The organism is Citrobacter sp. wls716 (assembly GCF_005280975.1).
Lineage (GTDB): Bacteria > Pseudomonadota > Gammaproteobacteria > Enterobacterales > Enterobacteriaceae > Citrobacter > Citrobacter youngae.
The window spans coordinates 1-11228 of sequence record NZ_SZWX01000017.1; the positions used below are offsets into that span (position 1 = coordinate 1).

The window sequence follows — 11228 nt, forward strand, 5'->3', positions numbered from 1 at the left end:
CTGCAGCACGCCCGGCAGCGTCGACGGCACGCTGTTGTCGGTTATCGTCAACACCTGTCCCGGACGTAACCCCGCATCCGTGCTGAAACCCGTTATCAGCGTCTGCTCCGCCAGAAAACGCTCGTGGTCCAGTCGCGCCCAGAAGTTCCCGGTTTCCGCCGCCGGATCGAATGCATCCCCGGTTTCAAGATGGCGCGGTTTGTAGTGATACACCTCGCCATAGCGCATTTCCTCGCCTTCGCCGCCGGTGATATCCGCCCTCGCCGACTGCAGCACTTTCTGCGCTTCGCGGTGGTTATAGTCTTTTGTCGTCACTCCCGCCGGTGCCACCTGGTGCAGAATGTTCAGTCCCCAGACGGAGTCCGCCCCGCTGTCGCTCATTCCTGACGGGCTGTTCAGCGCCAGCCGTTTATCAAACTCATAGGCGCTCTGCTGGTCTGCAAAATGCACCACTTCCGTCCGGGTGTCCGGCTGCAGCGTGAAGAAGTAAAATATCCCCACTTCCGCCAGCAGACGCTCAATAAACGCCAGGTCGCTCTCCTGATACTGATTTATCTGTTCACGCTTCGGATAACTCTGTGTCAGCGTGAATTCATACTCCCAGCCATGCAGGGCGTGCTCCTGCAGGATTTCACTCACCACTTCCGGGACCGATTTGTTTATGAAGAAACGGTGCGTGCGGAACTGTTTATCCAGCAGGGAGAAATAAGGCTCAATGATGATTTCATGGCTGACCTGGTCGCGAGACCCCGTCAGACGCCGGAAATGGGTCACCACGCCGTGGACGAATTTCACGGGCAGGGCATGCAGTAATTCCCCGCCTTTCATGGTCAGCAAAGCCGGCTGGTTCAGGAACATACCGGCAGTCAGCTCTGAAGCGCTGCAGGTAAAACGGACTGAATAATGGTAACGGACGCTTAACTGCTCCAGCCCCTCAAAACGTTCCACATCCAGTTCATGCGGGCATGAAGAAACCGATAAACTGTAGCGGTTAAGCGTGGGCCCTGATGCTATTTCCATATTCATAGCGTTAACTCCGTTTAATAAACTATAATTACGCGTTTATAAACCATAATAAAAACTGAATAAAACAGTTTTCCATTAAATAAAAATCACAGATAATCATCCCAATTACTACGTACGTGAGGCCAGCCAAATTTCATCATAAAATACCCAAAAACAATCAATAAAAAACCTCCCGCGCCCCATAAATATCTAAATCCATCGTCAGAAATAAAGAAGAACCAAATAGAAAAGGCAATACCAAACATACATAAGATATTACCAGCCAGATATGAAAAATAATACATTAAATATCTGGCTATTTCTCTAAACTTCCCAAGCCGTCCAGAAAACATTGGCAAACCTCATTAAAAAAAACTAAATTTGCATTGTGAAATTCAATTGCTTTTTCAAAAGGTGAAACAAGATCTTCTATCAGAAAATAAAGCAGATCCAGGTCCCCCATATCCTTCAATTTTTGATAATGACCTGGACTCCTTGCAGCCAGATAGCGAGATGTATAGATTGCTCTGGATACTTCCGCTCCCAGCGTAAGAAGCGAGCCTATAGCAGCACCTGAAAAAAATGCCGTGACTAGCCGATTAGAAATAACAGCCCCAATTTTAACGCCAGTTAGCTCTGAGAAAATCATCCTTCCAACACTATTTCCAGCTATTTTTTCTGCCATTAAAGCAACATCCAGTCGAGAAGAAAAATCATCAATAAAAACTCCAACAACCTGACCTACCAGATCCTTATTAAATCCCACCTTATTAATAAGTCTGGCAAACCTGTATTTGTCATCTTGATTCGCTCTGCGATGTTCTGTGTCCATAAAATCATAGGCCAAATACCCCATACTAACAGGAAATGATATAAGCCCTTTTACCAAAGCAGCAATAAATCCAGAATCATCAACATTAATAGCTTCGAGCATATCTTTTGCAAGATCTTTAGCACCATCCATATTTAGTCCTTTAGCGCAACGCATATCCCGATACAAAATAAAACCCAGCGCTAGTCTTTTCACTGGGTTTTATTTTTCACTTGCTATCAAATATCAGTTCAATTCCCTCTTCATCACGCCAACTTAAAGTAAGTTGCAGAGGTTTTTGCTGCCGGGAAAGATATGTTAACAACTGCTGACTGAGCACTGGCAAGATTTGTTGGTTCAGCAGACTGTCGATATTCCTCGCCCCCGTATCCGGTAGCAGGCAAGCGGCTGTCAGGGCGTCAGAAAGGCTATCGGATATCGTCGTGGTGATGCCGTAGTGGCGTAATAGACGCTGGCTGACCTGCTCCAGCTTCATCTGAACAATTGTGCGTAGCGCTGGTTCACTGAGCGGGTGATAGATGATGGTCTGGAAGCGTGCCAGCAGCGCCGGCTGGAAATGTTCGCGTAAAAGTGGACGCAGCAATTCATGCAGATCGGACTCTGTCGCTTCTGGCTGTTCTTCCAGCAGCTGCATTACGGAATCACCACCAAGATTGGAGGTCATCAAAATAACGGTATTGCGAAAATCAATTTCACGACCTTCGCCGTCACGCATGAAGCCACGGTCAAATACCTGATAAAACAGGTTCATGACGTCGCGATGCGCTTTTTCGACTTCATCCAGCAGTACCACGCTATAGGGGCGCTTTCGCACGGCTTCGGTCAGGATCCCTCCCTGACCATAACCCACGTATCCCGGAGGCGAGCCCTTGAGCTGGCTCACGGTGTGCGGCTCCTGATATTCAGACAGATTAATGGTGATCAGCGATTTTTCACCGCCAAACAGAATCTCGGCCAGCGCCAGCGCCGTCTCCGTTTTCCCGGTACCGCTTGGTCCGGTAAGCAGAAACACACCCTGCGGGCCGTTTTCCGGCGTAAGACCCGTTTTTGATGCGCGCAGTCGTTGCACGATGGCATTAAGCGCATAATCCTGCCCGACAACGCGTTTTCCCATCTGAGTTTCAAGCGTCAGCAAGTCTGCCTGGGAGTCCTTCATTAGTGAAGACAACGGTATACCGGTCCAGTCGGCAATCACCGTTGCGACAGTGCGCGCGTCTACATCCGGAAACAGTAAAGGATGACCCTGCTGAAGCACACTAAGCTGCTGCTGCAATTCAACCGTCTCCGCCTGACGGGAAATATCACGGCGGCTGGCCAGCAGTTGCTCAGTGAGCGCTAATTCCTGACCGTACTGGGTTTCGCGTTCATCTAACTCGACAAGCAGACGATTTTCATGCTGTTCAATGCTCGCCAGCCTTTCACCATGCTGACCATTTCCTAGCGCGAGATCGGCAAGCAACGCCTGCTTTTCAATTTCAAGCGCGGTGATCTCCGACCTCAAACGCGTCAGTGGTTCCGGAACGGTATCAAGGCTCATCCGCACTCTTGCACCTGCGGTGTCCAGCAGGTCGACGGCTTTGTCGGGTAATTGCCGCCCGGCAAGGTAGCGGCGAGAGAGCGTAACGGCGGTTTTAACCGCGTCGTCGGTGATGTGAACGCCATGGTGTTCCGCATAGCGTGATTTCAGACCGCGCAGCATTAAACAGGCAGTGTCATCATCCGGCTCATCCACTTTCACCATCTGAAAACGCCGCTCCAGCGCAGCATCACGCTCAAAATACTGTTTATATTCGCTCCATGTGGTCGCCGCAATGGTTCGTAATTCTCCTCTGGCCAGAGCGGGTTTTAGCAGGTTGGCTGCGTCTGCGCCTCCCGCCTGATTACCGGCCCCAATGATGGTGTGTGCTTCATCGATAAAGAGCAAAATCGGTATTGGTGATTGTTGAACGGCATCAATGATATTTTTCAACCGCTGCTCAAACTCACCTTTCACTCCAGCCCCCGCTTGAAGCAGCCCAAGATCCAGCGTGCGTAGTGTCACCGCTTTCAGGCTATCCGGCACGTTACCTTCCGCAATACGCAGCGCCAGCCCCTCCACCAGAGCGGTCTTGCCGACGCCGGGTTCCCCAACCAGAATGGGATTGTTTTTTCGCCGACGGGACAGCACATCCACCATTTGACGAATTTCATTATCGCGACCAAATACCGGGTCGATATTGCCGGCACGCGCTTTTGCGGTAACGTCCTGCGTAAATTTATCGAGCACCCCTTGTAATGCTGGCGACAACATCGACTGAGCCAGGCCAGGATGCGGTTCATCATCAGGAGAAACCTGCGCCAGAGCGGCCTCCTGCTGTCTTTCGGGCCGCTCATCCGACTGGACATTTAATAGCGGCAGGAGTCGTTCCAGTTGAGTATGTCCGGCGCTAAGGAGAGGCCACAGCCCGTCGCACTTCAGCAATGACGGCTTGCCTACCAGCGCCATCAGCAAGTGCACACCCCGAATTTGAGAATTTTCATCCGTTGCGGCGCATAGCCATGCTTGTTGCATTAAAGAAAGAAGCGCATCAGACAACTGTGGGCGGCTTTTCACGGAACGAGGCTGAACATCCAGATGCGCCAGCAGCGACTGCCAGAGATTGTCGATATCCCATTCATAGCGACGAGCGATGACGGTAATATCGCCCTCCCCCTGCTCAAGCAACTTCAGTAACCAGTGTTCAGGCGTGATTTCTGCATGCGCGCGCGTCTGGCATAACGATGCAGCCGCTTCAAGCGCCTGAGCACAGTAGGGATTGAGACGACGTAATAACACTGCTGACTGGTGTTCCATTTGGTTCCTGACTCCCTGTATTCAGGCACGCTACCGCCCGTGGCCGTAATCCAATGCCCATAAGGTAATAAGTGACGTTGATACTCTCTGCTTAACCCCCCACTCCGGACGCTCAGCAGAGGGCATAAAAAAACGGATGAGGAAATCCTCATCCGTTAGTGCATTACGCGGTGGTACGCTCGTTCCAGGCGTCAGAATGGATAATGTTGCCATCCTTATACGTCCAGACGATCTTCTCGTAGCGCAGTTCAATCTGCTCCAGGTGGTTGTGCTTCTCTTTAGCCGGATCCTTGATGTCGTACATCACAGGATTTACTTTCACCACTTTCACGTTGTGCAGAGTGGTGTTGAAGTATTCCACTTCCTGACCCGCATCATTAATGCGATACCATTTGAACTCTGCCTGGCGCAGGGTCTGACCGGTCGTTACAGCCTTGTACAGATACGGGCTGGAGGCATCGATTTCCTTAGTGAAAAGGAATGGGGTATGGATGCGCGTCCCGGTCAACTTACCGGTGTTGTTATCGGTAGGGATGTACAGGTTATGTTCCTGAGCCACTACTTCGATACTGCCCACACGGTCTTTCACGTCAACAGAGCCTTTAATATCCGCACCGCCGTCATCTTTCAGCCAAAGGTAGACTGGAATTGCCATAACTCTTTCTCCATTTTTACTTCGCTAATGCGTCACCATCTTGCGGTGACGGTTCCCTCATGCCCGGCACCCGACAGGCATCAACCTGCGGAACCAGACTGATCTCTACACGGCGGTTGGCAGCCCGACCCTCCAGCGTATCGTTGGTTTTGTAGGGATGTGATTCACCGTAACCCTGAACGGCAAAGCAACTCTCTGCGACGTCACCGGTATCACGCATCCAGTCGCGAACAGATTCCGCACGTTTGAGAGAGAGCTGCTGATTAGATTTATCGTCACCCACATCATCGGTATGCCCGGCGATGACTATCAGCCAACCGGGCCTGGCTTTGATATTGACCAAAGCTCGAATGAGTACTTTTGTTGAACCCGCTTTTAGCGCCCATTTGCCCGTATCAAACAGCGACATGCTGTCAAGACGCACGGTTTGCGGGGAGGTCGCTTTTGGTTTTTCAGGTGGCAACCAGTCGCTGATTGCGGCCTGCAAAGGTGGGATCAATCTCATCCCCTGGTACAATCCCATTGAAAGAGAAAGGGGTTCGCCGCGCTGATACCAGCGATCAAGCCGCTGCGCATCCCGACGAAGTTGATCCTGAGCCTGAATCTTTGGCTCGATAGGATTGCCGCTAAGATGGCGGTATAGCGTCAGATGATCGTTTGTAATCCTGATGAGATGCTGGTTATTGATAAAGCTGCATGCCATCGCCAGTCCGACAAAAATACCGCATAGCAGACCACTTATACCCACCGTTCGTTGAAATGCTGTCAGCGCCCGGCGGCGGGATAAAAAAGGCAGTGCTAAATCAGGAAAAGGCAGCAGCTCGGAAACTGCTGACGTCGCAGGGGAAAGTGTTGTTTGCGCTGTGATATGCCGCTGCCACAGGTTATTTTCACAGGCCGCTAATGAGGTGAAACACACAACCCGTAAAGCAGAAAAAAGAGGCGGAGCGTGGCGCTCGGCGTCGCCTTGTACCTTCTTCAGCCAACCCAGTAAAGTATCTAACCACACTGCATGTGTAAGATGAGAATGGCGAGCCGAGTGCTCTTGCGATGAGAAAGGAACAAAATCATCTAATCCTGTAGCCGACTGCACTTCAGTATCCTGAGGGGTGCGAATAAACCAACGCACAGTCTCATTGCACTGAGGAGAATTCAGCCAACAACACAGCCAAAACGGCGGTATACCTGATAACCAACGCCGACTCTGGGTCACCACCCGCCGCCAACTGAGCAGTATGTGCTTAAGCGCGTCTTCATCATTATGCCGTTCCGGGATCAATGCCAGCATCACGGAAACGCGCATAAGAAGCCCCGGACGCTGCACAGCTATCTGACGAACCAGAGCACTGTAATGCTCTGGGGATTGAACAGATAAATACCAGCCCTGTGAACTCTCGCAGGAATCGCCGCGTCCGGCAAACAAGGGGGCAGTATCGCCACATACCAGCACAACAGGTCCACTGAAACTCTCTGGAGGGAGCGGAACGTCATGAGCAGAATGAGCAGACGTCAACCGACCATATTGACGCCAGCCATAAACGATCCCTGGAATGGAAAGCAGTAAAATAAAGACGGTAAGACCACTGCGAACACCCATACTTAACGGACTGAATCCCCAGACCAGCAATAAAGCCAGCACGGTCGCCAGTACATAGTTCACGCTCCCTCGCAACTGAGCCATGTCTTAACCCTGCCCGATAAGCTGAGCAATCTGCCCTTGTAAGACATGAGAAAATGTGAGCCATAAAGCACCCAACGCCAGTGCGCCGACAAGCCATGCCAGCCACCAGCGGCGCTTACCGCCAGAGAATCCGGAAGCCCGCATGATGACTGGCGCATCGTGCTTTAACTTAAAAGGCATTGCCTGAGTCGTCAGCGCTTCAAGAACATCTTCACGACGCTCGTCTCCTTGCTCACGATAACGCCCAACAAAACCGAGCGTGATTGCGCGATAAAAGCAGGTTAATACGGCGGTATCAGGAACGGGCTCGCGCAGTACGGTACGGATGCGCTCCCAAAGTTCTTCCCCGGCATTGGTGGTGTTGAAATAGCGAGCCTGTAAAGGTGTCGCAAGCCAGGTGATATAACCGCTATCCTGGCGGTTGCGGTTCAACACGCTTTCATCCAGTAATGCACATTGCGTATAGAGCATGTGCTCAACGCTGTGTTCGCTGTATCCCATGTCACGTAAGGCCTCACGTGCAGAATCAATCCATTGGCAGGCCCGGCGATAGAAAGCAGCCCCATCGTCGACTTCCGACCCATCGCGTAATTGGCTTACAGCAAGCCAGGTTGGCCAGAACACCTGATCAATATCCTTATTCATTTATTTCAATCCCTTAATACTGCAAATAGCTCAAGTTGAATCTCTCCCAACGTTCCCGGCACATAGAAAGCGCAATTACTGGCGTCCAGCATGGACTGGGCGGTTGGATGATTAATCTCAAGAGCAAAATATTGATTTTCCAGTCGTAGTGGGATGGCTGCGGGTACATGCGTCAGCGGTTTTAATGGAATGCCGCTAAGTGCCACATTGACGACATCCGACACATCAGCCCGACTCCCTGCTTTACACAGCTGTGGAAACTGCGTCAGGAGGACATGCGCTGGAAGAGCCGAACGAACGGACAGATAAAAATCAGCGCCTTCACGCAGTCGGGCATCCGACAGAGCGCCATACCAGAACTGTCGCTCCTGCGTCAGTTCAATCGCGACAACGCGAGATGGCAGGCTGGCTTCCAGTAGTTCCACCAGCAGTGCAAACAGTGGCGGGAATACCTGCTGCGGATTTGCGTGCTGGTATGGAGGTACAACACTGACATCATTGTCTAATGAAAAGGTCAGCAGGCTGCCGGCTAACCGCGCCAATTCACGCCACAAAAGCTCGGGGTGACGGCCCGGATTTTGCAGCATTTCTTTCAGAACAGGCTCCGAGCTATTAAGTGCATTTAGCAGCCAAAACAATGAAACGTCTGCTACCGCAAAATCCGCCATTCGTTCGTTACTTTCACGGCGCAAGGCCATCAGGCGACGGCAACGCGCCTGGATACGGTGTACTAAATCACCGAGCGAATTGATTAATGAGGGGCTCGCTGAGAGTGAAAGCGAGGGTGGTAAAAAATCGCGTCCCAGCTCCCATTGCCCCTGAGCATTACGAATAAGGCAAGCTACCGGACAGGTCAGATAAGCGCTGTTATCGTCATGGGCATACCGGAGGGTAATAGCATGCCGCAATACCGCCATATCAGTCCGTTCCTGGCCTGCGAGATCCTGCACTGGTAGCCATTCCTGCTGCCAGCGACACGGACGGCTAACGCCGTTGCCTGATGAAAGATTGCCGCCATTAGCTGAAAGCAGCGGCAACGCCAGCACGATATCAACGCTGCTGTAACCAGTAAGATGCGATAAATCACACGCCGGAGGCAGGTTATCTGAAATACCTGTATCCACTAACGTACCGTCAGGAAAGCGCACCACCAGATTAACGGGATTCAAACGGGAAACCGTTAGCGCACTTTCATCAAACTCCGCACTGATGACGCCCCACGGTGATGAAAGTGACATGTGAGCAACAACGTCAGCGACATAAGCATCCCAACGTGTCTGTTGCTGAAACTGTTGGGGAGCCAGAAAGGCCCCCTCGCTCCATAACGGACGATAGATCTTCATCGCACCTCCTGTGCGCTGCGTCGTTAAGATTTCGACTTCGGCATTTGTGAAACTAACGACAGACTGACGTCCATACCTTCAACCTGGAAATGCGGAATGGCATACAGGCGTACACGGAAGAAACCGGGGTTATCCTCAATATCCTCCACCACGACACGCCCATCACGCAGCGGGTGTGATGCCTGCAAGTCGTCGCCAGGATCGGTCATTTCGGTTACCAGACTGCGCAGCCAGTTGTTAAGTTCAAGCTCAAGCAAACGGCGATCTTTGGTCGTGCCAATATTTTCCCGCTGCAAGATTTTCAGGTAGTGAGCGATGCGAGAAAGCAGGAAGATATACGGCAGACGTGAGTTAATCCGGCTGTTAGCCGTCGCTTCCGGAGTATCAAACTGCGCAGGTTTTTGAGCCGAGTTAGCAGAGAAGAAGCAGGCGTAATCACGATTCTTATAATATGAAAGCGGAATAAAGCCGAGGTTAGCGAATTCAAACTCGCGGGTTTCCGGAATCATCACCTCAGATGGAATCTTCACCTGATTACCCGTACCCAGATCGTACAAATGGATAGGCAAATCTTTAACTGCGCCGCCCGCCTGCGGCCCACGGATCTGGACGCACCAGCCATTCTTGATAAAACTTTTCACCATGTTGACAGCGAAAGAGAAAGAGGCGCTGGTCCACAGATATTTTTCGTGATCCGGCCCCTTAACTTCTTCAACATAGTTAAAACTGCGTACCGGCACCGTATCAGGGCCGTACGGCAGGCGACCCAGCACACGCGGCATAGTCAGCCCGATGTAGCGTGAATCATCGCTATCACGAAATGCTTTCCACTTGATGTATTCAGCACGTTCGAAATAATCATTGATATCTTTTATGGCCGCGACGTCTTCCATATTTTCTTTCAGGAAGAATTTCGGCCCCACGGCACCAATAAACGGCATATGACAGGCTGCCGAGACGCCAGAAATATTGCGCAGCAGTGCAATATCCTGCGGGCTGTTATCAAATTCGTATGCTGAAATCATTGCCGCAATGGGTTCGCCGCCTGGCTGATCATATTCTTCAATATAAACATGGCGGTATAACCCGCTCTGGATAAGTTCCGGCGCGTCGTCAAAATCATCACGTAACGCATCCTTGCTGATATCCATCATTTCTACCCGGACATTTCGACGAAAATCGATGCCGGTGATCATCGAATGTAAACCGCGCCAGAGCGATTCTTGCTTCTGAAACTCAGCATGATGCATGACTTCATTTACCTGATCGCTAATCTGCTTATCAAGGCGAGCAATTTGTTCATCAAGCAGCGTTTTATCCAGGCGCTCTACTGGCTGTGCGGCATCCGCCAGACATGAGACCAGAACCTGAATAGCGGCGGTCACGCGTTCAGCCGGAGCGGCATCAGAAAGCGCTTCATCACTCTGCCACGCATCAACATTTTTTAATGCCGAAACCGGGGAAAGATTAATTTTGTCAAAGAGGGATTGATAAACGCTGCGTTCACTGGTCGTAGTGGCCGCGACTGAAGAGGTATGTTCCTGAACAGACATCAACATATTCCTTTTATGATCCTTTACTATTCCTGCCAATTAAGCGGAGGAAACCCTGTATAGCGTTAAATCTCTTCTGGCATCATGGTTGCCAGTTCATCACGCAGTTCCTGACTCAGGGCTGGATCCTTAAGGATGGTTTCCAGCTCGCGACGAAAAGCAGCGTTATCGAGTAAGTTAGATTTCAGGTCACGAAGTAAGTTACGCATAGCTAACAGAACGCGTAATTGTGGGATATTCCTGGCTACCTGCTCGGGTTCAAAATCGTGGATATTTTTAAAGGTAAGATTAATATCGTCTTTTCTACCATCACCAGCTAACGTATTTTTAACACTCAGATTAACGACTGGTGAGAACTTAGCTAACACATCGTTGAAATTATTCTTATTAATATCAACCTTTTCGCGTTCTGATAGAGTTCGTTGTTCTCTACCATTACTGAAATCACCCACGGTCAAAAGTTTTAACGGCAATTCAACCTTTTTCTGAACGCCTCCGGTATGTAAATCTAACTTGATATTAACGCGTGCCGTCGGCACTTCATTCTGAAAACTGTCACCCATACATCCCTCTCAGACCGGCGATTCCTGCCGATATTTTGCATTTCCTGACGGAGCATTTTCCAATCGCTCAACGAGTTTCATACAACGTCATTTCTGTGGGCAGTCAACAATGACTGTT

The 11228-nt window shown here is 50.7% G+C and carries 9 protein-coding genes; all 9 read right to left on the minus strand.

What is annotated here, in order from left to right; genetic code table 11:
* Positions 1 to 1026, minus strand: a 1026-nt coding sequence (locus FDX24_RS01335) for a type VI secretion system Vgr family protein (RefSeq protein WP_137363711.1), incomplete at its 3' end; no start/stop codon positions are given.
* A 295-nt stretch (positions 1027 to 1321) separates the two neighbouring features.
* Complete coding sequence (locus tag FDX24_RS01345) at positions 1322 to 1969, minus strand: hypothetical protein (protein ID WP_137363712.1); 648 nt, start codon at positions 1967 to 1969, stop codon at positions 1322 to 1324.
* Positions 1970 to 2045: 76 nt separating this feature from the next.
* Complete coding sequence (gene tssH / locus FDX24_RS01350) at positions 2046 to 4670, minus strand: type VI secretion system ATPase TssH (protein WP_137363713.1); 2625 nt, start codon at positions 4668 to 4670, stop codon at positions 2046 to 2048.
* A 163-nt stretch (positions 4671 to 4833) separates the two neighbouring features.
* The gene (gene tssD / locus FDX24_RS01355) at positions 4834 to 5325 is read right to left on the minus strand and encodes a type VI secretion system tube protein TssD (RefSeq protein ID WP_003024437.1); all 492 of its coding nucleotides are present in this window, start codon (positions 5323 to 5325) and stop codon (positions 4834 to 4836) included.
* A 16-nt stretch (positions 5326 to 5341) separates the two neighbouring features.
* Entirely contained in the window at positions 5342 to 7006 is a 1665-nt protein-coding gene (locus FDX24_RS01360) for an OmpA family protein (protein ID WP_137363714.1), read from the minus strand.
* Between the two features lie 3 nt (positions 7007 to 7009).
* On the minus strand, positions 7010 to 7651 hold the full coding sequence (gene tssL / locus FDX24_RS01365; protein WP_048213209.1) for a type VI secretion system protein TssL, short form: 642 nt from the start codon (positions 7649 to 7651) through the stop codon (positions 7010 to 7012).
* Between the two features lie 5 nt (positions 7652 to 7656).
* Positions 7657 to 8994, minus strand: a complete 1338-nt coding sequence (gene tssK / locus FDX24_RS01370; RefSeq protein WP_137363715.1) for a type VI secretion system baseplate subunit TssK — start codon at positions 8992 to 8994, stop codon at positions 7657 to 7659.
* 23 nt (positions 8995 to 9017) lie between these two features.
* Positions 9018 to 10547: a type VI secretion system contractile sheath large subunit gene (tssC, locus tag FDX24_RS01375; RefSeq protein ID WP_061068586.1), complete on the minus strand. Its 1530-nt coding sequence runs from the start codon at positions 10545 to 10547 to the stop codon at positions 9018 to 9020.
* Between the two features lie 65 nt (positions 10548 to 10612).
* A complete protein-coding gene (gene tssB, locus FDX24_RS01380) occupies positions 10613 to 11110 on the minus strand; it encodes a type VI secretion system contractile sheath small subunit (protein WP_137363716.1) in 498 nt (165 codons plus the stop codon).
* Positions 11111 to 11228: the final 118 nt, after the last annotated feature.

Excerpts from the sequence above, each read along its gene's own strand:
- FDX24_RS01345 (WP_137363712.1), bottom strand. The coding sequence starts at position 1,969 with ATGGATGGTGCTAAAGATCTTGCAAAAGATATGCTCGAAGCTATTAAT.
- FDX24_RS01360 (WP_137363714.1), bottom strand. The coding sequence starts at position 7,006 with ATGGCTCAGTTGCGAGGGAGCGTGAACTATGTACTGGCGACCGTGCTG.
- tssK (WP_137363715.1), bottom strand. The coding sequence starts at position 8,994 with ATGAAGATCTATCGTCCGTTATGGAGCGAGGGGGCCTTTCTGGCTCCC.
- tssB (WP_137363716.1), bottom strand. The coding sequence starts at position 11,110 with ATGGGTGACAGTTTTCAGAATGAAGTGCCGACGGCACGCGTTAATATC.
- tssH (WP_137363713.1), bottom strand. The coding sequence starts at position 4,670 with ATGGAACACCAGTCAGCAGTGTTATTACGTCGTCTCAATCCCTACTGT.
- tssD (WP_003024437.1), bottom strand. The coding sequence starts at position 5,325 with ATGGCAATTCCAGTCTACCTTTGGCTGAAAGATGACGGCGGTGCGGAT.
- tssL (WP_048213209.1), bottom strand. The coding sequence starts at position 7,651 with ATGAATAAGGATATTGATCAGGTGTTCTGGCCAACCTGGCTTGCTGTA.
- tssC (WP_061068586.1), bottom strand. The coding sequence starts at position 10,547 with ATGTCTGTTCAGGAACATACCTCTTCAGTCGCGGCCACTACGACCAGT.